This window comes from Blautia sp. BCRC 81119 (assembly GCF_003184505.1).
GTDB lineage: Bacteria > Bacillota > Clostridia > Lachnospirales > Lachnospiraceae > Blautia_A > Blautia_A fusiformis.
Genome location: NZ_QJHD01000003.1, coordinates 57,629 through 82,073, shown reverse-complemented (window position 1 = coordinate 82,073; position 24,445 = coordinate 57,629). Strand labels below are relative to the sequence as shown.

Below are 24,445 nucleotides of genomic sequence, written 5' to 3'. Positions count from 1 at the left end.
CTTATGGTTATTTGTTTATATCAGTATTTATCTGCCCAATCCATTCTGTAATCACCTCTTCTGAAGTTTCCAGATGATCTTTTCCTTTGGAATCAAACTGAATCTGCATTTCATGTGCAAAGGCAGCTCCTTTGCAATTTTCCTCCATATCTTTTATAACATGCCCCGGCCATCCACCATTTGTCATAAATGGAATCACTGTCTTTCCTGTAAAATCATTTGTTGTCAAAAATGTAAGCACTGCAGGTGCCATCGTATACCACCACGTTGGAGTTCCGATAGCAATCACATCATAATCAGCAAGATTTACAGATATCGGATTGATCTGAGGCATAAAGCCTGCCTCTACCTCTCTTTTTCCCTGTTCAACCACATCTTCATGACTGCCGCTGTATGGCTCTGTTGTTTCGATTCTCGCAATATCTGCACCTGTCCCATTAGTCAGCTGCTCTGCAATTCTTTTCGTGTTTCCATTTGACCAGGAATAATATACAACTAACATTTTCTCCATTATCTCTATTCTCCTTTACTTATTTTAGCCCCTGTAAACAGATAGATATAACCCACCATGACTACCGCTAAGAAAGCCACTATTACCCCGATGGTTATCTTTTTCCTTGTTTTCATTGCTCACCTCTTTTATTTCTTCTGTATTTTTGAACCTCCAAACACCTGCGACATCGGCATATGGGCAAGCATCTCATCAATAGATTTTACTTCATCCTGAGTCAGCTTTATATCTGCTGATTCCATATTTTCTTCCAGTCTATTTACTTTTCTTGTTCCCGGAATTGGTACGATATATGGTTTCTTTGCAAGCATCCATGCAAGAGAAATCTGTGCAGGCGTGGCATTTTTTTCTTCTGCAATCACTTTCATCCAGGACATAAATTCATTATTTTCCTTTAATCCTTCTTCTGTAAACTGTGGCATTGCGCTTCGATAATCTCCCGGCTTTTCAAATTCCCCATGGGAATGATATGCTGCTGTCAGTAATCCATTTGCAAGCGGCGAAAATGCAACAAATCCTATTTTCAATTCTTCAAGCACCGGGAATAATTTCTCATAATCCCTGTACATCATGGAATATCTGTTCTGAATCGCTGTAACCGGGCATACTTTATGTGCACGTCGAATAATCTCTTCACTAGCTTCTGATAACCCCCAGTGTGTGATTTTTCCCTGCTCCATTAACTCCTTCATAGCTCCTGCCGTCTCTTCAATCGGTACAGTCATGTCAATACGATGAATATAATATAAATCAAGATGGTCTGTGTTAAGTCTCATTAAAGATCCCTCAATCGATGCTTTAATCGTCTCCGGTCGTCCATCAGGAATCAAAGGTTTATTTACAGTTGTTGCAGTTTCATCAAAACGTATCCCACACTTTGATGCAAGGACAATTTTGTTTCTATATGGCCTTAACACTTTCCCAAGCAGTTTTTCATTGTGATGAGGGTCTTCTGTTGTTCCGTATATCTCTGCCGTATCAAAAAATGTGCAGCCTTCATCGATCGCTTTTTCAATCAATTCTTCTGCTTCTTTCTGTGTTGAAACAGTTCCATATGCATGACTCATTCCCATACATCCAAATCCGATTTCTGATACTTCTAAGTCTCTTCCTAAAATTCTTATCTCCATCTTTATCTTCCTTTTCTATATTTCAAACTTTACTGTAAGTATAAGAAAAAGAGACTCCGGACAGAAGTCTCTCTTTGTTAGGCAGTTTAAACCTAAAGGTTATGTCTTACTTATTACGATTCCTCCAAATATTTTTATATTCTTTTATAATCCAAGACTGTCTATCCATGAACTGATATCTGATTCAGACGCTCCACCATGGAATCGTTCCCCTTCTTTCCAGTCACCTGTTCCTGTCATCTCTTCCAGAAGATTACCGCTGTCACCGATTCCCGAGGTCGCTGCTGTACAGAATGGGATGACTGTTTTTCCTGTAAAGTCATTCTCTTTTACAAAGTTATCTACTGGCCATGCTGCAATTCCCCACCAGATAGGAAATTAAAATGTAGCCAGTTCCCCTCATGCGTTGATTTTACTGGGTTTAACTGTATACAAAACTGTGTTTACTGTTACTATCTTTCATTCTTTTCCAAAATAGCTTTGAAGCATAGGCCACATTATTTTCATATATGACACAAAGCTCAGCTCTACTTGTGCTTCATTAAACCATCCAACCATAAAGCTATTTATCTCTTCAAATAATACTTTTGAAAGTTTCTGAATAATAATTGTGTTATCCACTTCTTCAGTATAATCTTTCGCATACATTTTACATATAGAACGCACTCCAAAATAATTATATAGCACACCTACCGTTGTTTTTAATGCTTCAATATCTCTTGGAAAATCTGTTCTATTCATCATATTCACTACTAATTGATGTCTTGAGTTTAGGTAATTCCTAACTGTACTATTACCTATTTCAACATCAACTGTAAATGAAAAATCTTGAGTTTGTATACTATCTGCTCCTAACATTATCATCAATTCAACTTGTGCTGCATGATATTCTGTATAACCAGACAAAGCCATATATTTCCAAGAATCTTGCTTTGCATACATTTCCGTATCTAAAATATGCGTAAATTCATGAAACACAATATACCTTGGTATTTCCGAACTTTTGCATATCCTTAATATATGTTCATCTGTTTTCGTATTATAGTAAGCTTGGGCGGCTGAAGCGAATCCTGCTGCATCGCTTTCCTCAACATTAATTTCAAAAAAATCTATCTTATACTGTGGTAATTTCTCAATTTCCATAAACTCAATATATTCTTTTTCATATTCTTTAATTAAATTTTTAATTTGTATTTCTGTCATATTGTTTTATACCTCATATCAAAGTTAGCATTTCACTTTTAGTATACCATAAAACAATCCCATTCTCATTCTATATATTTTATCCTCAACGATGAAAAGATGTGTCTGCACACATCTCTTCCATCTTATTATTTTCAATGTTATAAGTTCTTAATAAAATTCAAATCCTGTTTCCGTAATGCCTTCTGTAACTTTTCGTTCTTTCTCTTCAGTTCCTTATTTTCTCTGCTCAGAGCTGCCACCTTCTGGTTCAACAGTTCAATCTGTTTTTCCATCGCCATGTTCAGAATTTCTCTTCTTGGATCTATCATTCCGGCCTGTTGCTCTACTGCTTGGTTCAATGTATCCCGGACGGTTGGATTTTTATAAAAGAATCCTCTCGACAATCCAGTTTTCTTCATCAGCTTTGGAACGCTGATACGTTCTTTATTTGCCAGCATATCTTGTATTGCTTGCAATGCCAGTTCAATTTTCTCTTTACTTTTTCTCTGATTTTCCTCAATCATCTTGTCGTATTTGCTCATATTCTTCACCCCATCTTGCCAGACTCATATATATGATGTCACTCATCCTCTGTCTTACTTCTCTGGTTTCGTCTGCCATTCTTTGATTGCTCATTTTCCGGTAATGCTGTACATTATTCAGTCTTTTATGCCCCAATAGTCTCGCTATCGTCCAGTCATCCAGATGCATTTCTGTAAGTTTGACGCCATAGTAGTGCCGGAACATGTGCGTTCCAAACCCGAATAATTCGCCATGATCATCTTTCAACTGCTTTTCCTGTATCATGGACATGACTTTTGTTTTTATAGCCATATACTGCATCGGGCGGTCAGGTTCTTTTTCATTAACAAATATGTATTCTGTATCACCGAACTTTTCCTGTGTATATTCAATAGAACTCTGTAACAGTTTTGCAAGTTCTTTACTGATCGGTTTTTTATATCTTTTAGTTTTAACTTGATATATTTCAATCATATCTTGGCCATTTTCTCTCGTCAGACAATCTGGTCTCAGTGTAAGGGTATCTGATATCCTAGTTCCAAGCATCTGATGTATCAGAAGACATCTTGCAATCTGTACATCCATCTGTGTAATTTCCGCATTCAGTCGTTTCATTTCATCATCAGAATACACTCTAAATTCTGCATTTACTTCCGGTGGAATATCCGTATTAATAAATAAATGCTCCAATCTTTCATAGCTGTAAATTTTTCCGATTGTCTCTAACTGTCGTCTTAATGAAATTACATAAGAACTATTCGCACTATGGGAAGTATCTTTTGTTGACAGATGTATCAAAAATTCTTCCAACACTTCTCTGTCTATTTCACTGCAGCTTTTTATTTTGGAATACTCTTTTTGGAGATATTCTGAGAATATCCTCATTATTGTCAATTCTCCCTGTACAGTTCCTATTGCTTCATACTGCAGATTCATATAAACAGCTTTCTTACATTCTTCCCTGATATCTGGCTGATATATTTTTCTGAAATCCAGTGTTTTTACATTATAAATTGGATTGGATCTGATTTTAATATCCAGATTTTTTAGTTCCCAAACATCTTTTTCTATCTCATCCCGTAAATCTTCTGGCCCTAAAAATTTCAGTACGTTTCTGAAATATAATATCGTCACTGCTTCGCCATAGCTTACTGTACCATACACACTCTTCTTTTCTTTTACAATAGTTATTCCCTGTTCTAACATCCAGCCTTTTAAAAGTGATATCCATTTTTCTGGATTTCTATCTCCAAGGCTTTTGATTCTCCGATTTATTCTGCTGTTCAAAAACTTTGCAATATGATTATAAGCTGTTCGATCCTGAATCAATGCTCTAAACGTTCCGTTTTTGCAGCGATACATAATATAACCTCGAAACTCTTCCTTTAATTCTTGCGTTGGAAGCAACGTTAAATCAAATTTTCCATTATCCTTACGTGTCCCTGTTTCTTGTAAATTGGGGAAATCGCTGAAGTATATAATATCATTTTCCATCTTTTTCCTCTTTCTTTAGCCATGATGCTAAACTACTTCCTTGCATTTCAAAGAACTCATCATTTGCTTTTGCAATCCTTTGCGGCATATAATCAATATACTGTCTTGTCATCTCTTCATAAGTATGTCCAAGATAATCCCTGATACTTTGCAGTGATACATGACTGTCATAAAACATAGTTGCTACTGTATGTCGATAATCGTGTGATTGAAATAAATATTCTCCATTTGCAATCTTATTTTCCCGGCACGCTTCTATCATCTGAGTTCGGAATGTACCATATAGACAAGCACCACCTCTGCTGTTTTTAAAAATGAATTCTTCAGGCTGAATTTCATGTTTTTTCAAGTATACTTTCATAATCTGATAAAGTGCCTGTGGGATTGGAATCCTTTTATAATTCTTCATTTTGACCTGATACACCTGAATCCAATAATCCTCGCCCTGCTGATAATAAGCATTTCCTTTCAATGTACACACTTCACTCGCCCGTAATCCTAGACACCACAGATGTAGGAACATACATCGTAATCGCTCTGGAAAAAGATATAATTTTTTCAAAATTTCCATATATACTGTTTCCTCAACGCTACGATCATGATGTACTATTACTTCTTTTTGTTGGAAATATTCAATTCGGAATGGCATTCTTGTAATATACTGTTTAACTTCCATGAATTTATAAAAATGACCGATACCGAAAATTCTTTCATTAAATCCCTTTGCCTGTATTCCCCGTTCTCGCAAGCCGTCTGCATACTTTTTTACTTCTGCGACAGTTGCATGAATCGCCAGTATCTTTTCTTGTTCCAGCAGTTCAATAAAATTTCTAATACATACAAATCTTCGTACAATCGTGCTGACTGCCTGTCCAGTAATTCCCAGTTCATATTTCATGTATGCCTGTAAAATTTCTCGATTCTGTATTTCCTTGACTTCCATAAAAGAAATGCTAATTAAGGATTTACTTTCGTCTATCCGATGTTTTCCAAGATGTAATCGTTCCAGATACCATACATTTGCTTCCCATTGGATCTGTTCCTGCTGCATAAACGCATCTCTTCTGCATTCACCTAAAATACTTCGTTGACTCGTTTCGGGAAAATTCTTTAAAATAGTTTCCACTTGTTCCATTTCCAGCAATCCAATATCCGTAATATTTAACTGAACACAAGAATCATAAAGAAGTTTTAAGGATTTTAACCTGACATTTCTATAAGCCTTAGACATTGAAGTATTGGCAATGATACGACTCAACGTATAAAAAATTTGTTTCTTTAAAACTTCTGAACAATTTTGTGTAAAATCCCACACCAATAGGTTTGTTTTATAAGAAGTTTCAAAGGTCTCAGCTATTTCCTTTTCCGGATAATACTTCAGAAAATAAATTTTATTTTGATATTTCCATTCATATATCCGCTTTCCATTTAGCGTCTGCATTTGTTGATAGATATGTTGTTGTTTTACCGTATCATATATTTTCAAATAGAAAGATACAATTTGTGATCGTATCTGTCCTCTTAAATATTGTTCATACGAATTTCGCAAAGGATAATCCATTTCTTCCAGATGCCAGATTTTTCTATCTGCCAAGAACTTTTTCAATTTGTTAATTCTTGAATCGCTTTTTATTCCAAGTGCATCAATTTCTGAATATAGTTCCTGCTTTTTCTTCTCAATATCTACTTCAGATTCTGTTATGTGTTCTGCCTGTTGCAATAAATATATAGGTATTTCTCACACCTCCCTACTCCAGCAGACGTTCCGCCCCATAAATAGCAGTGTGTTGTGCATAAAACTCATTACTTGCTTCTATCAGTTCATCATCCAGCCAGTCCAGATACTTTATAGTCGTATCCAAATGTTTATGCCCCAATGCCTGACTGATCATTTCCAGTTCCCATCCTGCCTGCTTTCGCATATTTGCAAAATAGTGACGTAACATGTGGGGTGTGATTTTAACTCCGGTTTTCTTTTCCATTCGGTCCAACATATCATATACACTGTCCACTCTTAATGGCTTTCCAATGTTCTCACCCATGATATTCACAAACAGGTAATCCTGATGTTGCAGGATTTTCCGATATTTTGCCAGATAATCCATGAGAAATTCAAACGTATCATTACTTATCTTGGCACTTCTGTATTCCGCATTTTTGGCTCTCGCTTCATTTTCATTATCTTCCCGGAAGCATACCCTTATCATGTGATTCCTATAATCAATATCTTTGACATATTTTACTCCCAGTAGTTCCCCAATTCTGTATCCGGTTTCTGCTAACATAAGTAACAGAAGCTGATCTCTTCGGTTCGTACAGGCCTGTAAAATTGTAATAATCTGATTTTCTTTTGCTGTTCTCCCACGATGTTCCTCTTCCTTCAGATAGGCTTTAAAAGAATGATTCCGCAGTACCTTTTTTACTCCCACCTGATTAACCGCTATAATCTGGTTATACGATAAGGTTTTGAGACTTCCGTACTGTTCATATTCTGCCTCTATAAATAAATAGAACCTGAACACATCTTTTAAGTATGCGTTGCAGGTTCCTTCATTCGGACACTTCTTTTCTCCAGCCGTTTGCTCTGTATGGTTTCCGGCTTTAAGCCAGTATAAAAATTCCACAAAGTGTTCTGTCTGTTTTTCATAATCTAACTGATAGACTTCTGTGAGTTCCATTTCTTTCTCTGCCATATATTTCATATAATAGCAGATTGAAAATGCTGTGCGTTTCACTGTATTTGGTGAACGTTTACATTTAATCTTATGCATTAGATATTTACTTGGCAGTTCTTCAATACTCATTGTTTCCAGATTTCTGATGAAAAAATATTTTTCTGTTCCATCTTTTATCGTTTCCACCTTGTATATCATAAGCTGCCTCCTTTCCTCTAACGCTATACACAGTATACCCACTTCATGCCGAAATAGCTATTCATCAATACCAACAATCCCACCGAAAACGCCCTTGAAATACCACCAAACTTTTCGTGCAAAATCTGCTTTTTCTGTAGCAGAACCACGAACGGTTACAGGTAGTATTCCACGCCTTTCCGGTTTCGAATAAAGTGCTGGACATCCTTGATATCTTTTGCCATCTTGCAGCTCGGAAGCGCACACATTACTTCCTCATGATACCTGCCACCTTCTCCTGCACGCTCGTCTAAAATGGACACGACACAAGTATCTGTCTCGGTGCGGAGAGCACGTCCGAATCCCTGTCTTAGTTTTTTCTGCATGTCTGGAACAATCACTGCCTGAATATAATCTTTCAGGCTGGCATATTCCTTCTTCTGTGCTTCACTGATGGGATCAGGAACAGCAAAGGGCAGTTTTACTATAATCAGCGAAGATACCATATCTCCAGGGAAGTCTACTCCTTCCCAACAGGAGCCGGCTGCAAAAAGGACAGCATTGTCCATCTGTTTAAATCTTGTGATCTCTTCCGGTGAATGTCTCCACACCTCTATCATCGGGAACGGAATTTCATCCCTTAACATCTGGTAAACGTTTCCCATCAAATGATAAGATGTAAACAGCACTAGCGTATGCCCGTAAGTCGAACAGATCAGTGAATGGATATGGTCTGCTATCATCTCTGCCTCTTCCTGACTTTCTCTTCTGCATGTCTTCAAATTCTTTGGCAGATATAACAGACAGTTCTTCTGATATTCAAACGGGGAGTCTGCCACATATTCCCGGACTCTCCGCACTCTCTGTAATCCTGTCATTTTCCGAATGTGGGAAAATCCCTGTCCGGTTTTTAAAGTTCCGCTTGTCAGAATCGCTCCCATTCCTCTGCTCCATAACATCTGGTCCAGATACTGTGGAATCCGTCTGCTGGATGCACACAATATAATCCGGTGGTCATGGTCCTGCTTCAGATGCAGCACATACTTCTTATCCTGATGGAAAAAGCATTCCAGCACACTTTTGGTTTCTTCCAGCTTGTTTCTGATCCACTTTGGAATCTTCTTTTCTAATTTTTCTATGATCTTATTCATGGTCTGTATCCCCTCATATAAATACATTGCACACTCTTCTGTCATGTGGAATTCTTCTTTTATCCCATATCTGGTTCTGTGGTTTTCTCCTATGATGTCCAGCACCATCCGGATCGTCCCGGACAGTTTTCTTATCTCCGGGCCTTGGTACTCATTCCCAAGATAAAAGCAGATTTCTCGGATATCGTCATAACAGAGGCTCTTCCCAAACATCTGCTTTGCCGCATCCGGCAGCTTATGTGCTTCATCGACAATCAATGCTCGGTAGTCTTTTAATAACGGGCGGTAATCCTGCAGCCTGTGATAACCATCAGCCAGCAGATAATTGTGATTACAGATCTGAATGAACATTTCATGATCTCTGGAACGCTCCAGATACTGCTGATACCTGCATGAGCCTCTTTTCGGGCAGTCTCCCGAACAGAACTTCGGTACACTCACCATCCTTCTGTCAAACCCACTTAAGTTGGACACTTCGTCCATATCATAATGTTCTTTCAACGACAGCAGAGCTTCTTTCTGCAACGCATTTTTGTTTTTTTCTTCGATTGCAACGATTCGGTGCTCCAACCTCTCATCGCAGACAAAATGCTCTTTCCCTTTTCGTATCACAGCTTTAATAGGGGCCTGAATCGTCCCGTTCTCCTGAAGAATCCGGGAGAGAAAAGGGATATATTCTGTAAGAATTGCTTTCTGGAGTGCAATGCTGGAAGTGGATATCACGACCGGACGCTGCTCATAAGGGGAACATCCTTCTGCAAGGAGGGAATATTTTCTCATCAGAACACAGGCCACCAGATAGGCATACGTCTTGCCGATACCGACACCCGCGTCACACAGTGCTATGTTTCTTCCCAGCAGGTTATCCAGCATTTTGTGGCATAACATAATCTGTTCTTCCCTTACTGCCATTCCATGTTCCGGGAACAGCACTCGGAAAATAGTATCAATTTCTCGATGCGCTCTATTGAGATATTCTCTTGTGTAATACATAATTTGTTACCTGATATGCGTGCTGATATCACATCAATACGGCTGTAAAGGATTTCTCCCTACAGCCGTATGTATCTGATATCAACGACACATTCTTCCTTGATTTCTTATACTTTTGATTTTTGGCGTTGTATTTGTCCTCGACTCCCCCATTGCCTTACGGGAACATTACAGGCGGATGCTTGGCATTGCACCGCTCACGGATTTTCTAAAAGTCTTGCTGATTACAACCCAAAGTCCATCCTCTGCTCACTGGCAGTTCCTATGTATCATTATCCCCTCGTAAGTGATCCTCGCAAAAGACCGCCACGGTCCTGTTTCAGTTAAAGATGATTCGCTCGAAACGAAAACGCCACAAAAGAACTCTGCCTCTCACTTTCTGGTCTAATTTCTTCCATGCCCTTTTCATCTGTCCTCGCGTCTTCCTGCCACGCTTCTACTTACGGGAACGTACCTGTAATGCTGGTATGAGGTTGTCAAAGTACACTGGCAAAATTTACCTGCCTATTAAATAGCCGACGAAAAACGCCATAATTATTCAATTTTTGATAAATTTTTTAATTTTTTTCTCAAACGGTTTCTTTTGGTATAAATCGTCTGTTCTGCCATTCCCATAATCTTAGCAACTTCTCTTCCAGAATATCCCCATGTACTGAGTAAGAGGATTTCCAGTGTCTGATGCTCCGTTTCTTTCAATAGTTCATAGATTCGCTTATCACCTATGTGATCCAGAAGCTCCTTTACATCCCTTGCAAACAGCTCGCTGTCCTTTTCTTTTATGGAATCCATATCCTGCATCGTTTCATCCAGATGTTCCCGGTATCTGCGCTCTTCCAGAAAGTCTTCCCTGTCCATCTGGCGCAGCTTTTGGATCTTCTCTTCTTCCATTCCCAGTTCACGCAATTTCTTTTCTTCCTGTTCTTTCCAATAATTCCACTTTCGTTCTTCACTTGTCTTGTTATAAGCCATTTATCTTTCCTCCGATCTGATTTTTGATATAGAAATCAAATCGGAGCATGGCGGTGACCGGATAGGTACGTTATAATGTTCGAAAAATGTCGAAGAAAAAAATGCTGCAACCTCTTCGATTACAGCACTTTTTTCCATCTTACGTGAATATTTCTTGTTGGTTCATAGGAGATTCCTTCTTTTTCTCATAATGAATAAAAGACTCTTGTCATCCATTATTTATTATAATTTTTCTACTATTACAATAGCTTTTTTAACAAGTTTTCTTGTCTTGGAGTTTAAAAGAAAGCTACCAGTTTTTTTCCTCTGATAGCTTTCCATTCATTCTTATTCTGTTGGGAACATCGCTGCTTCCAACTTATTCATCTCTGTATCCAAAAGACCATATTTTCCTGAGTTATCTTTTTCCACGGATACGTTTACAGTAACAGCTTTTCCATATCTGTTCTTTTCAAGACTCTTCTGGACACTTTCTGTTAATACAGCTGCAAAGACTTCCGGATCATTTCCATCCAATCCCTGCTTTATTTTTTCATTGCTTACCTCTGTAGAGCTTTGTTGCAATGTCTGAAATACATTGGATGGTTCAACTTGTACACTTACTGTATAGACTCCATCCTCTTCTTTCACATCTTGTACTTTGTATTTTGCCAGTTTCTTTACTTCTGTCAGTTTTTCCGCATAATCAGCAATTCCTTTATCCGTAATGTTATCGGAATCATCAAATTGCTGTTGGATACTCTCATTAAAATCCTCTTCGATTTCTTTCTTGGCATCTTTTTCCGAGATTTCTAACAGATTCGCATAGTCCTTATATTCTCCATGATAGTGTGCATCAAGAGAACTTTGGACGTAGGATTTGGCATCAAAGTCTGGTTGTCTGGAGCAAGCTGATAACAATATACATACTATAATTCCTATACTTATGCACAAAACACAATTCTTCTTTTGCATATTCTCTCCTTCACGCTTTATTTATCTTCAATTTTTATCGAAAATAACATTTTTAAATACTGTTCTATTGACTCCTTTTGAACTTTTCTTTCAATATTATATGGAATGCACATAAAAAACTCCACATAACCATTATCAATAAAACTCAGCAATACTTCTCCATTTTCTGTTAAAAAATGTACATATTTTTTATTACATTTACTTTCAAATTTAATATTCGACATTTGCTTGTATATTTTTTTGTAATGATTTTTTATGCTTACTTCATCTGTACAATCAGTTCCATCACCTATCAAAAAAGAAATATACAACTTATCATAATCTTCATTTCTATATGTCATATAAGAATCTGTATGACCATCACCAATATTTTTATAATGCTCATTTGGAATCGAATAACTAATTATTTTCCCCTCTAATGTTTCAAATCTTTCTGTTTCATCAATTCTAATTTCACATGGTTCAAACATTTTTTTTATAAACAAGCCCAATTCATAATCCGACATTTCTATAAAATTAATATAATCTTTTTCTTCCGTTTTTCGCGAATATCCCCCTCTATTATTCCGTTCCCATCTTCTAATTTCTAATTCATCTCCATTTTGTTTCAAATCAATTCTTTGATAATTCTTGGAAAATGTTGGAAAACTTTTATATTTTGTTTGTTTCCAAAAATTGTTTAATTGAGATTCGTCTACTTTTGGGGAACTTTCTGCAATTTTTATTCCTTTTCTAATTGCACAGCCTATCTTATCTATTGTTTCTTCAGCCATAATTTCAATTGTAGGTTCGATAGAAATATAACATCCCATAAACCTTTCAATGGCATTAGGCACAATTAAGAAACCATATTTTTGATTATAATATACAGAAATCATATCCGTTTTCTCCTCTCTATTACTTAAGGGGAATAAAATATTCCCCTTAAGCTATTTACTTTGCTATTATTTTCCTACTGTAATAATGAGTTTAACACCTTTATCAATACCATGTTTTGTAGCATTATTAACTGCATTTATCTGAGCTTCGCTTAATGTTACATTTGGAACAACTACTTGTAATTGTCTACCCACTATTTCTTCCGCATTAACAAATTTACCATTAAATGTTTCTCCTATAAATCCTGAAACTTTATTAATGTCCTTGACAATTACCTTTTCCAATTTATTACCATTTTGATAAGTCTTTGCACCTAAGTCTCGGCTTTTAACACTAGTCACAACACCATTTTCTACTTTATCTATGGTCGGGAAATTGTGTCCCAAGTTATTTCCCATAGCTTTGTCAATAATATCTCCTCGCTCTAATGGTGGTTTTTCCCAAGTGCCTTCTGGCAATTTTGTTTCGGTTACTTCTGCAACTAATTTTTTAAACGATTTATCAATCCCATCATTATGGGTACTTCCTGCACTCCTTACTACATTCAAAAGTTTCCCAGCCCCATAACTAAGGCCACCCATAACGCCACCTGTCACTGCTCCTGCAATACCACCGACTAACGTATCTTTTGCTACTTGTTTCAGACTATTTCCAGACAAACCTGAATTCACTGCACTATATGAAGCTCCACCAATAGCTCCAATAACTGCTCCTGAAACCATCGCCGTTCCTAAGCCACCCATTGCTGGCAATGCTGCCAGAACTGCTCCTGCAGCCAAACCGCCTGTTGCAGCAACTACAAGACCAGAAACTGTAACCGCAGTTATACCAATGGCTACTTTTTTCACCGCATTCCAGTCTACTTTTCCAAGCTTATCTGTAATACGATTTGTTGTCGTACACATATGTCGTACCACTTCTGAGCGGATTTCTGCCGTTCTTTCTGAAACATAGGATTTGAAAGATGTATAAGTTTTTCCAATTTTCTGTACCCCATTGCTTACAGAACGAATAAACTGACTTCCTCTGGATGTGATCTTTTGATATGTACTGCTACTGGTTACACGATTTTTCACAGATTGATATGTCTGTTTTGCATGTTTAGCTGCATTTTTGGCAGTTTTTGCTACCCCCTTCACTGTGTTAACAATAGTTTTTGCTGCTTTCTTAGCTGTATTTACTACTGTTTTGACTACCTTTTTCGCAGTATTAACGATTTTCTTGCCGACACTCTTGACTGCTTTCGCTGCTTTTTTAGCTGTACTCTTAATCCTGCTCCACAATGAATGTCCTGTCGGATCACTGTAATTCAGCGGATTATTGGTCGTATAATCGTAGCGGTTTCTGGTCAATGGATTTTCTGTCGTTCCAAGGTCACTATCTTCAGTTGTAAAGGTTCCGGTCTCTGCGTTATAGTATCTTGCCCGCAGATACTGAAGTCCTGTTTTTACATTTGTGGACTCCCCATTGTAACCGTAGTAATTGACACCGTCTGCTGTTCCTGATGTAAGGTTACCGTATGAATCATACTGATAACTGTTCGTCAGATTAGCTGTTTCGGTCAGGATTCCGGTCACGCTGTTTCTTCCGTCATATAAATAATAACTGCTTTCTTCCGATTTATCAACGCTTACCCGTTCTCCGATTCCACTTTCTCCATAAGTATAAGCCTGACGTACTTTCTCGTCTGCTCCATACTCTGCAAGGACTTCTGTATTCTCGCGATTGATATCGTTGATATACTCTGTCAGTGTGTATCCTTTGGCATTGGAACCGCCTTTTACCAGAGAGGCAAGCTGCTCTTTCGGGCTGTTTCCATCTTCGGTACGCTGGTTCGCCGGGATCAGGACTTCATCGCCATAGCAGTCTTCCCATTTATAGGTGTTATCAAGTTCGAATACCCGGTTGTTATCTCCATCGTACATGGCTGCCATCAGGACTGTTCCACCCTGTTTTACTACTGCCAAACGATTCTCTGCTGTGTATTCATAAGTAACCGGATCTGCACTGTTTGTCTTATCACATTCCTGGATCAGATTGCCATCTTTATCATAGCTGTAGGTTGTTCCCGGATCGCCCCAGATCTTTGCATTGGTGCGTTTGATGAGCTGGTTGGAATCGTTGTACTTATAGTTATATTTTGCTTTGCTGACACCATCCTCGATCTTCTCGTAAGAGGTCCGGTTTCCAATCTTGTCATAAGTATAATTATGGACTGTCTTTTTACCGCCCTCTGCTTTTTCTGTACAGCGTGTCAGTTCCCAGTTGTCATCGTATTCATAGGTACGTGTCGTCTGGATCTCTTTTTCCTGATGCTCACAGTCTGCTTTGTCTGTCTCTTTCTGTGTATCGCCCCAGTTGTACCAGTCTTCCCAGCTTGGCGTCTTTCTTGTTCCAGCTTCCAGTTCCGTAGCTGTTTCTCCAACTACATATCCCTGATCATTGTACTTGTACTCATAAGTACTGATTACTTTGCCGCAGGAACCACAGGTATTCACAATCTTTGTGATATGATCTTCTGCATCGTAAGATACTTCCGTCTTTGTTCCATTACTTCTAGTAACTTCTGTCACACGGTTCAGTGCATCATGCTTGTAAGTGGTTACTTTTCTATTACGGTCTGTCAGTTTTACCAGATTATCATTTAAGTCGTATTCATAGCTGATCTTTGTCCCATCCGGGTATACGATTGCCTGCAGATTATCTGCGTCATCATAAACGTAGCTGACATCCTTTTTCGAACCGCTTGTCACTTTGGTGATTCTTCCAAGTGCATCGTATTCGTAGCTGCTCTTGCCTGTCTGATCCTTCATGGATACCCGTTCCCCGGCACTGTTATATGCGTAGGTCACGTCCTTTTCGGATGTCTCGCCTTTTGCGTCCTGATAAGATTTCTCCAACAGGTCATTCAGTTTGTCGTAATCATACGTGGTTTTCTTGCCGCTTGCCTGTGTATGTCCGGTCAGTCTGCCTTTTTCATCATAGTCGAATTTCTCCGTTCTTCCTGCCGGATCTTTGATGGATGTCAGGTTGCCTTCTAAGTCATAAGTATAATTCGTTGTCTTATTTGCTGCATTGGTGAAGGTCACCAGGTTATCCATGTTGTCGTAACCATAAGTTGTTACACCGCCAAGGGCATCAGTTACTTTGGTCAGGTTGTCATTCTTGTCATATTCCAGATGGCTCTTTAATCCGGTCTTATCTGTAACAACCTGAATATTCCCATGTGCATCGTAATCAAATCCCGTTGTGAATCCACGCTTGTCTGTAATAGAAGTTACCCTGCTGTCCTTATCATAGGTATAGGATTCCTTCTGCCCCAGTGCATCGGTCTCTTCTGTTACACGGTTGTCTTTATCGTAGACTGTCTTTGCAACATAGCCCATCGGATCTGTTACAGATGTAACATTATAATTCTTATCATATCCATAGCTGGTCTTTCTTCCACCCGGTTTGGTGATCTCAGTAATATTTCCTGCCGGGTCGTAAGTGTAAGCAGTTATCTTACCAAGCGGATCAGCTGCAGAAGTCATCTGACCTGCCAGGTCATAACTGTAGGTATTGCTCCGTCCAAGCGGATCTGTCTCCTTCACCAGATTGCCATACTTATCATAAGAAAAGCTGGTTGTTCCATCCAGTGCATTGGTAGAAGACTTCATGTTATGGAGCTTATCGTAAGTATAAGTAGTGGTACTCTTTAAGCTGTCGCTTTCTTTTACCACGTTGTCCACTTTATCATAAGAGAAATTTTTAGTATAACCCAGTGGACTGGTCATACTCTTCAGACGTCCGGCTTTATCATAACTATAGGTATACTCTCCACCATTCGCCTGTGTCATCTTTGTGACATTGTCATTCAGGTCAACACTGTACTGTGTCTCATTTCCCTTTGCATCCGTTACAGAAATGACATTGCCATGCTTGTCGTAATCATATTTGGTAACTGCTCCCTTTGGAGAAATCTGTTCCGTCATGTTACTCAGGCTGTCATATTTGTATTCGGTAATGAGTCCCATCGGATCTTTTGATTTGGTAAGATTTCCAATGGCATCATAACGGTATTCATTTGTTTCTTTTAACGGAGAAGTCTCACCGATCTTGCGGTCCAGTTCATCATACTGGTAGGTTGTCGTATTTCCATTTCCGTCTGTCTGGGATACGAGATTGTCATTTTTATCGTAAGCATACTTGGTAACCGTACCGTTTTCATCGACAGATTCCGTCACATTATCATTTCCGTCATACTTAAAGGTGCTGGATGCTCCCAGTGGATTTGTCTGAGAAATAACCCGGTCTTTCTTATCGTAAGCGTATTTATATGTGGCTTCCTCTTCTTCTGTCATGGATAACTGGTTGCCGACTTTATCGTAGGTAAAGGTTGTTTTATGACCTTCCGCATCCGTTACCGCTGTAATGCGGTCCATAACATCATATTCATAAGATGTGATACTTCCGTCTGCTTCAGTAAGTTTCAGGAGTCTGCCGTACTGATCGTACTTGTATGTTGCTGTCCTGCCAAGTTCATCGGTCTGTGTCAGTACATTTCCGGCACCATCATAAGTATAATCCATACTGTTTCCACCATTGTCGGAGGAATGGATCAGGTTGCCTGCTCCGTCATATTGATAGGTGATTACGAGTCCCTGTGCATCCGTACATTTTACAAGCTGTCCGATGGCATCGTACTCCATCAGCACCTTGTCCCCTGTCGGCAGTATTATGGATGTGTTATTTCCCTCTTTATCATACACATAACTATACGCATTGCCGAGGGCATCTGTCATCTTTGTGCTGTTGCCCTGTGAATCGTATTCGTAAGTGGTCTTTCCTTTCAGGGCATCCACCGTCTGTTCCAGATTGTCGGTGGAATCATATTTCATTGCTGTAATGTTGCCCTTTGCATCGCTTACCGATGTCATGTTTCCATTACCATCGTAAGTCATGGTACTGGTATTTCCATTTTCATCGGTAGAGGATACCAGATTTCCATTTAAGTCATACTTCATGGATACGGTATATCCAAGGGCATCTTTGGATGTAGTCAGATTTCCTGCCTTGTCGTAAGCATAAGTATCTGTTCTTCCCTCTTCATCGGTAGAAGATACCAGATTTCCTGCTTTATCATAAGTATATGTGGTAGTTCCACCTTCTGGGTTGGTTTCACTTAAGCGGTTTCCTGTATTATCGTAGGTATAAGTCCAGGTTCTTCCACTGTCATCTGATTTTGATACCAGATTGTCTGCCGCATCATAAGTATAAGTGGTAACTGCACCTAATTCATCTGTCTCTTTAGCGAGTCTTCCGCAGTTATCATATTCCTTGGAATGGCTGCTTCCATCTCCATAAGTAATCTTGGTTTCATTTCCTAATGCGTCATATTCATATTTGGTTATATTACCAACTGCATCTTTGGACTGAAGCACCTGTCCAAGAGAATCAAACTTGGATACGGTTGCATTTCCATTTCCATCGGTATATTTTTTCAGATTTCCTGCTTTGTCATATTCATAGAGCTTTGTTCCAAAATCTTTATTACTCTCTTCTATGACACGTCCCATGCTGTCATACTTATAAGTAATTGTATTTCCTTTTGCATCGGTTGCTTTGACCTGCTGATAATTCTTATCATAAACGTAGCTGATCTGATTTCCTTTCGGATCTGTACCACTGGTCATGTTGTACATCTTATCATAAGTATAAGTGGTGGTATTCCCCAGTGCGTCAGTACTTGCTGTAATATTTCCCACACCATCCAGCGTATAAGCGGTCACACCGCCATCGGCTGCTGTCTTGGAAGTCAGATTGCCATTCGCATCGTAACTGTTCGAGGTTACATTTCCAAGTGGATCTGTCATGGTAACTGCACGATTCATCGCGTCATACGTGAATCCCCATGCTGCTCCATTTCCATCCACATATCCGGTCATGTTCGGTCCGTCATACGAATACGTTGTTGTGACACCTCTGCCGTCTGTCTGGGATACCATACGATGTTTGTCATCGTAAGTATAGGTAATGGCTGTTCCATCCGGTTTTGTAGATGTGACCATATTTCCATTACCGTCATAACTGTAAGTAACCGTTGCTCCGTTATATCCAGTTGCACTGGTCAGCTTATTCTGCTCATTATAAGTATAAGAGGCTGTCTTTCCATCCTCTCTTGTCTCCGTTGCTACATTGCCAAATGTATCATAAGTGTAAGTTTTTGTTCCGGCTGCTGTCGTTTCGGAAGCAAGCTGATTCTCTGCATTATAAGTCTTTTCACAGGTTGTTCCATCCGGATATTCAATGGATGTTGTGCGGTACTGATCATCATAATGATAAACGGTCTTATTTCCTTCGTTATCCGTTGTTGTAGTAGAACTCTTTCCGTACTTGAAAGTTGCCGTTCCTTTTTCTGCATCAGTCTGCTCTACAACTCTTCCTTCTTTATCGTAAGTATTCTTTACAACCGTATTGCCATTCTCATCTTTCCAGCTTGTCATACGGCTGTCATCATCATATTTGTACTCTTTTGTTGTTCCATTCGGATCTGTTACAGATATCAGATTTCCCTGCTCATCATATTTGTAAGAAACTTTTCCACCATCTGGAAGAGACAGTTCCTTGATATGCCCGAATTTATCCTGTTTTACCCCGAATGTTTTTCCGGATGGTGTTGTAATCTTACTCAGATTATAATCATCGTCATAATCTAATACTGTCTTAAATCCATTCACATCCGTTACATAACGTAAAATTCCATATTTATCAAATGACCAGACGCTCTGATCCGCATCTGTCAGTTCCCATCCGATGTAGTCATGGTCTGTATCTTTATAGCTGACTGCTTTTAAATCATATACATAACCATCCGGAGCAGTGTAGCTTCCATCTTCATTCTTATCAAAGATCAGATAACTTCCGTCCCCTCTCATATACAGAAGACTTCCGTCCTCCATTTGAGAAAGTGACTGGTCATAGTTAAAGCTCCATCCACGTCCGAACATGGAATGCTGGTCTGTTCCTTTGGAATTGTAGCTTCTTGTAATGGAGAATTCTCCATTCAGTTCATTCATCGTCGCATCGGACTGATCCATGTAGAAGTTACCAGTATTTAAGTTGACTGGTTCAAATCCAAATTCACAGTGCAGGCCTCTTCCCATCAATGCTCCGTCAATCCGCATCTTATCCTGATCGGTAAGCGGTGCAGGACTATATGGAACATTTGTCTGTGGGTTACGGATAAAGATCGTGTTATTTGCGACTACCAGTGCGTCCATAACCTGATTGTCTTTCATAATGTTCTTAAGCGGAACACCATAATATTTTGCAATCTTCGGGAATGTATCAAACTGCTTCACTTCATAGATCACAAAGCTGTCACTGGTCACTTCTTTTCCTGTTTCCAGCTTTCCATCAATCTCTTTCGATGCTTTTGCTTTGATCTTATAAAGCTTGTCCTTCGTCAGCCCTGAATACAGTGCACTCTGCCAGTTGGAATCTTTGCTGTAATACTTATTCGCCTCCGGGAACTGCTTATTGTATTCAGTACTGTCTGGATAGGAATACAATGGTTTTGCATCTGTTTCGTGATGTTCTTCATTTTCCTCATCTGGAAGCAGATAATATTCTACTGTAGATTTGCTCTTTGCAATTCCGTCTGCAAATACGGCATCAAACTTCAGCTTTCCATTTGTATTCTTTTCTGTCATCGGGCGAAGCAGGATCGTTGTTTCATCCAGTGACATATCTCGCAGATATGGATCTTCAGCCGGTGACCACTGGATGCTGAGTTTCGGTCCATAAACGGATGCCCTGTTATTCAGTACCTCACACTGCATAGAAGCTCCAAGGTTATTTGCCTCGGCAATGGCTACCAGTGCAAATCCGTTATTCGCATGAGTTCCCTGCACCCAGTCATTGACCAGATCTTTGACGTCATAATTGATATAGCTGTTCCTGCTGGTACTTGCATTCTGTACATCCTGAAACGTAAGATTTACTGGTTTTGTTTTCCATGTGATGGAGGTGTTCCACGACTGATCTACACGATAAAGTCCAAACTGGGATGCACCACCACTGTATGCAGTTTTCTGACTGACTGCAAATGTTGCACTGTCAATTTTGGAATCTTTCGGAATCTGACTAAAATTTGAATTTACTTTGATATAAGTCCGGCAGTTCTGGTGTGCAGTACCAAATCCTGCAAGGTTCCCAGACTTAATACCATCATCAAATCCGACATACGGATAATTGTTGTCACCAATCTGACTGGTAGGACTTCCCTCTTCCACACCGATCATGTTAAAGGAACTCTTCTGAATCTCTACTGGTGTCGGATCGATCCTGACCGGATACTGACGTTCTTCTGCCGAAAGCCAATCCCTATCTGGTTTTACGGTCAGGATTGTTTTTCCATCTTCTTCCCGAAGTTCCAATGTGATCAGGAAACTGATTTCCCCGGCAGCATCTTCCATTGATGGCGTCTCCAGAAGATACTTCGCATCTTTGATTGTCTTCCCTTCCGGATAGATATAGACCTGATTGTCTTTTACTTCTGCCTGATACCCCGGAATCTGCAGCTCGTATTCATAGACTTCCCTGTCTGTTGGCTGCTGAAGTACGATATCTTCCTTAATGCTGGAATCCAGTACTGTATACTGAACATCTGCGCCCTCGTAAACTTCATTATAAAGGATCGCATTGTCTTTAATAACGGAATGTGTATAATCTCCATCTACCGGAATGATCCCGATTCTGGTCTTTCCATTTTCAATCGTTACACCATTCTCTTCTGACATCTGTTCCGGAAGAAGGATAGCATAATCGTTTGCCTTGTTCTGATAAACTTCTGTTTTCTCTTCCTTTTCTTCAGTTGCCACTACACTGCTGGCTTCCTGTGCTTCTTCGGATGCCGGAGTATCTGCTTCTTCTGGTTTTACAAGTGTATTATCAACCAGCTCGGTATCTCCATCCTCATTCTTATAAGTTCCGACATAACCTCCATAAACGGTTGTATACTGCTTGTCCCCTGTCTTATAAGTCTTGGAAATGGCATCATAATCAATCAGTTCACCTTCCGGTTCTTCTGGAATCGGATAGTAATCCTGTGGTTCTTTCAACTCCACTTCTTTTTCCTGCGGATTTTCTTCTGTTTCTTCCGCTGGAGTTGTCTGTTCTTCCTGCGTCTCTGTATCTTCTGATGGCGTCGTTTCATTTTGTACGTCCGCATCAGACTGCTGACTCTTATCTTGTTCTCCAGATGTGGAATCTGTAATCCCTGCTTCCTCTTCCGTCAAAGCCTCTGGTCTGGAGAAATCTGCATTCTTCTGTACATCCTCAATGGCCTCTTTTGCCTGTACAAAAATAGGCTCTGTTCCCTGTAGTGCCATCAGGAGTGCAAGTACTAAGGCTATAGCCGACTTTCGAAATCTCTTCATAGTCTCTTTCTCCCTCTTGTAATCTTTTTCTATAATTCCTTTACAAAATAACCGCTACCCTCCTTTTTTCTGACTTTGGCACTACTATAATCTAAAAAATCACAAAATTTTCATAAATGGTAAAAATGCCCCTTGAGGTGGCAAAAATAGACGAAATCGGTCGAAAAAAATAGTAAGACACCATCGCCTTACTATTTTTCATCTAATTTCATATATAATAATATTTTCACTTGAAAGGATTTCTCCGTATGGCAGATCTCCATCTGACCATGATATTTTTCTACTACGAGTTTCACATTTTGTAATCCTATTCCATGTCCTTCTTTCCTGCTTTTCGTTGTCAGATAAATTCCATTCCGCACTTTTGGTGTATCTTTTATGCTATTCTCAATCTGGATATTCATGATTCCTTTTCCATAATACATCTGAAACGATAATCTCCTTTCATCTGAAGCTGCTGTCCCACGAATAGCATTATCCATAAGATTTCCCACTATTATACTTATATCAAATAATTCTTCCCCTATATGATTCGGTATTTCTACAGAAATCTCCGGATTTTCAATTACTGATTTCGAATCTTCCAAAATATAATTCAGCAGATTATTCATATTACGGTTTTCTGTATATAAATGATGACATAAGGCTGTTCCGGCTATATTCTCCATTTGTTTCAGATACGATAGAATCTCTTCATTTCCTCCCGTTTTTGCCATTGCCCCTATTGTTGTAAGATGGTGCTTGTAATCATGATGTATCTTATTCAGCCTGTCCTGTGATTTCATCATCATCTCCAGTTCTTTTGCATACTGGCTCATCTGAATTTTCATCTCTTCCTGTTTTGCTGTTTCAATATAACTTTTCTGAACCTCATCGTGCAGATAGAAAATAAACACATTGATAAACAGTAAGAATAATACAATCGTAGACCGCACACCTCTTCTGTCTGGCAGCAATATCCTGATACAGACTATAATGCTGATCACCGGGACAGAAAGCATAGCAAGCCAATGACGGTTCTTTATATAATAACTTCTCTTTACACCTACTTTTCTTTCAATAATGACTTCCAGTAAAAAGAATATAAAATTTCCCATTACAATAGTTCCCGGTCCCATGTGATGATGCACCGGATTTCTTGCTACCGCATACCGTTGAAAGAACACGATTGGAATCCCATCACATAAAATTCCCATAATATATACCATAAGTGTATTCCAGACATGATGTTGCCAGTCTGCCTGATATGCCACTGTTATAATTAACAGAGCTATCAGCTCAAAGATCAGATCTCCGTACATCGTTCCCCACTGCATGCTTCCCCAGCATGAAAGCAGATATGCACAAAAATATGCAAATAGCTTTTGTGTATCCTCATTTTTTGGATACAGGATGGTATTGTAACGGAACACAGTATAAATCCAGAATAATTTACTTGTCAGATAAGTGATCAAATGGATATTCATAATCTTTTCTTCTCCGTTTGTAATAGTCTTTCCCTGACCTTCTTGCGATTTGCTTTACTGATACTGAGACGTGTCTTGTCTTTCATAACCACGTTGTCATATTCGTAATGCTCCACGTGTTCCATATTGATGAGATAGGACTTGTGAATCAGTAAGAAATATTCTTCTGTTACATCCGCTACATCCTTTAATTTTCCTCGATATTCATATTCTTTTTCCGATGTCACGATATGTACTCTTTTTCCCAGACTATAAAAATACAGGATCTTGTCATAAGAAATCTTGTGGATTCCTTTTGTATCCGTATATTCAAATATTTTCTTCCGTTCTTTTAACAGTTCCCGTAATTCACCTATCACCCGGAAAAGTTCTTCCTCTCGGATTGGCTTTACATGAAAATCAAATGGATGAATACGGAATAATTTCATAGCATATTCCTGATATGTTGAAATATAGGTAATCCGCAGTTCTTTTCCATAATTTTTCTTTCGTATCTCCGTTCCGATATCAATTCCATTCTCATGTTCCAGACAAATATCAAGGAATAACATATCGTAGGATTCTTCTTCCAGCCTGTTAAGAAGCTGCTCCGCAGAATAGTATATTTCTATAGATATCTGACAGTCATTCGCTTTCCCATAATGGAGCAGCTTCTGTTCTAACCAATTACATAGGATGATGTCATCATCACAGATTGCAAGTTCTAGCATATTTTCTTACCCTCAGTCTTTCGTAACACGACAAATGGGGAAAAGAATCCCCTTCAATTCTTTTCCCGAATGGACATCACTAATTTTGTGTCATTTTTCCGATGCAACAGCACCACTTCCTTTGCTGTCTTATTTTGTCCTCTATATAATAAACACTTGAACAAGAAAAAACTGTCGCCATTTTATAATTTATTTATATTTTTTATG

General features: G+C 39.0%; 15 protein-coding genes. All 15 read right to left on the bottom strand.

What is annotated here, in order from left to right:
- Positions 1–7 precede the first annotated feature (7 nt).
- Complete coding sequence (locus DMI82_RS02470) at positions 8–511, bottom strand: flavodoxin (RefSeq protein WP_110102395.1); 504 nt, start codon at positions 509–511, stop codon at positions 8–10.
- Between the two features lie 128 nt (positions 512–639).
- Positions 640–1,641 (bottom strand): aldo/keto reductase, encoded by a 1,002-nt coding sequence (locus DMI82_RS02465; RefSeq protein WP_015528537.1) that lies wholly within the window; start codon positions 1,639–1,641, stop codon positions 640–642.
- A 144-nt stretch (positions 1,642–1,785) separates the two neighbouring features.
- Positions 1,786–2,013 (bottom strand): flavodoxin, encoded by a 228-nt coding sequence (locus tag DMI82_RS20625; protein ID WP_080543125.1) that lies wholly within the window; start codon positions 2,011–2,013, stop codon positions 1,786–1,788.
- A gap of 87 nt (positions 2,014–2,100) precedes the next feature.
- Positions 2,101–2,844, bottom strand: a complete 744-nt coding sequence (locus DMI82_RS02455; protein ID WP_006426953.1) for a hypothetical protein — start codon at positions 2,842–2,844, stop codon at positions 2,101–2,103.
- A gap of 140 nt (positions 2,845–2,984) precedes the next feature.
- Positions 2,985–3,368, bottom strand: coding sequence for a DUF6262 family protein (locus DMI82_RS02450; RefSeq protein ID WP_015513361.1), 384 nt, complete (start codon positions 3,366–3,368; stop codon positions 2,985–2,987).
- Positions 3,343–4,842, bottom strand: coding sequence for a tyrosine-type recombinase/integrase (locus DMI82_RS02445; protein ID WP_006426955.1), 1,500 nt, complete (start codon positions 4,840–4,842; stop codon positions 3,343–3,345). Before DMI82_RS02445 ends, DMI82_RS02450 begins: the two co-directional genes overlap by 26 nt.
- Positions 4,832–6,562, bottom strand: a complete 1,731-nt coding sequence (locus DMI82_RS02440) for a tyrosine-type recombinase/integrase (RefSeq protein ID WP_007886448.1) — start codon at positions 6,560–6,562, stop codon at positions 4,832–4,834. The genes DMI82_RS02445 and DMI82_RS02440 overlap by 11 nt, the downstream gene beginning before the upstream one ends.
- A 28-nt stretch (positions 6,563–6,590) precedes the next feature.
- Positions 6,591–7,715: a tyrosine-type recombinase/integrase gene (locus DMI82_RS02435; protein ID WP_006426957.1), complete on the bottom strand. Its 1,125-nt coding sequence runs from the start codon at positions 7,713–7,715 to the stop codon at positions 6,591–6,593.
- A gap of 155 nt (positions 7,716–7,870) precedes the next feature.
- A complete protein-coding gene (locus DMI82_RS02430; RefSeq protein WP_110102393.1) occupies positions 7,871–9,838 on the bottom strand; it encodes an ATP-dependent DNA helicase in 1,968 nt (655 codons plus the stop codon).
- A 534-nt stretch (positions 9,839–10,372) separates the two neighbouring features.
- The gene (locus DMI82_RS02425) at positions 10,373–10,807 is read right to left on the bottom strand and encodes a helix-turn-helix transcriptional regulator (protein ID WP_007886453.1); all 435 of its coding nucleotides are present in this window, start codon (positions 10,805–10,807) and stop codon (positions 10,373–10,375) included.
- 327 nt (positions 10,808–11,134) lie between these two features.
- On the bottom strand, positions 11,135–11,761 hold the full coding sequence (locus DMI82_RS02420) for a hypothetical protein (RefSeq protein WP_007884654.1): 627 nt from the start codon (positions 11,759–11,761) through the stop codon (positions 11,135–11,137).
- 17 nt (positions 11,762–11,778) lie between these two features.
- Positions 11,779–12,639: a contact-dependent growth inhibition system immunity protein gene (locus tag DMI82_RS20020; RefSeq protein WP_007884653.1), complete on the bottom strand. Its 861-nt coding sequence runs from the start codon at positions 12,637–12,639 to the stop codon at positions 11,779–11,781.
- 66 nt (positions 12,640–12,705) lie between these two features.
- Positions 12,706–22,062 (bottom strand): DUF6531 domain-containing protein, encoded by a 9,357-nt coding sequence (locus tag DMI82_RS02410; protein ID WP_242981798.1) that lies wholly within the window; start codon positions 22,060–22,062, stop codon positions 12,706–12,708.
- Positions 22,063–22,253: 191 nt separating this feature from the next.
- Positions 22,254–23,528 carry a sensor histidine kinase gene (locus tag DMI82_RS02405; protein WP_055215245.1) on the bottom strand — a complete coding sequence of 425 codons (1,275 nt, stop codon included), beginning with the start codon at positions 23,526–23,528 and terminating at the stop codon, positions 22,254–22,256.
- Entirely contained in the window at positions 23,525–24,238 is a 714-nt protein-coding gene (locus DMI82_RS02400; RefSeq protein WP_110102391.1) for a LytR/AlgR family response regulator transcription factor, read from the bottom strand. Before DMI82_RS02400 ends, DMI82_RS02405 begins: the two co-directional genes overlap by 4 nt.
- Positions 24,239–24,445: the final 207 nt, after the last annotated feature.

Coding starts and splice junctions, on each gene's coding strand:
- DMI82_RS02470 (WP_110102395.1), bottom strand. CDS start 511: ATGGAGAAAATGTTAGTTGTATATTATTCCTGGTCAAATGGAAACACG.
- DMI82_RS02465 (WP_015528537.1), bottom strand. CDS start 1,641: ATGGAGATAAGAATTTTAGGAAGAGACTTAGAAGTATCAGAAATCGGA.
- DMI82_RS02455 (WP_006426953.1), bottom strand. CDS start 2,844: ATGACAGAAATACAAATTAAAAATTTAATTAAAGAATATGAAAAAGAA.
- DMI82_RS02450 (WP_015513361.1), bottom strand. CDS start 3,368: ATGAGCAAATACGACAAGATGATTGAGGAAAATCAGAGAAAAAGTAAA.
- DMI82_RS02445 (WP_006426955.1), bottom strand. CDS start 4,842: ATGGAAAATGATATTATATACTTCAGCGATTTCCCCAATTTACAAGAA.
- DMI82_RS02435 (WP_006426957.1), bottom strand. CDS start 7,715: ATGATATACAAGGTGGAAACGATAAAAGATGGAACAGAAAAATATTTT.
- DMI82_RS02430 (WP_110102393.1), bottom strand. CDS start 9,838: ATGTATTACACAAGAGAATATCTCAATAGAGCGCATCGAGAAATTGAT.
- DMI82_RS02425 (WP_007886453.1), bottom strand. CDS start 10,807: ATGGCTTATAACAAGACAAGTGAAGAACGAAAGTGGAATTATTGGAAA.
- DMI82_RS02420 (WP_007884654.1), bottom strand. CDS start 11,761: ATGCAAAAGAAGAATTGTGTTTTGTGCATAAGTATAGGAATTATAGTA.
- DMI82_RS20020 (WP_007884653.1), bottom strand. CDS start 12,639: ATGATTTCTGTATATTATAATCAAAAATATGGTTTCTTAATTGTGCCT.
- DMI82_RS02410 (WP_242981798.1), bottom strand. CDS start 22,062: ATGAAGAGATTTCGAAAGTCGGCTATAGCCTTAGTACTTGCACTCCTG.
- DMI82_RS02405 (WP_055215245.1), bottom strand. CDS start 23,528: ATGAATATCCATTTGATCACTTATCTGACAAGTAAATTATTCTGGATT.
- DMI82_RS02400 (WP_110102391.1), bottom strand. CDS start 24,238: ATGCTAGAACTTGCAATCTGTGATGATGACATCATCCTATGTAATTGG.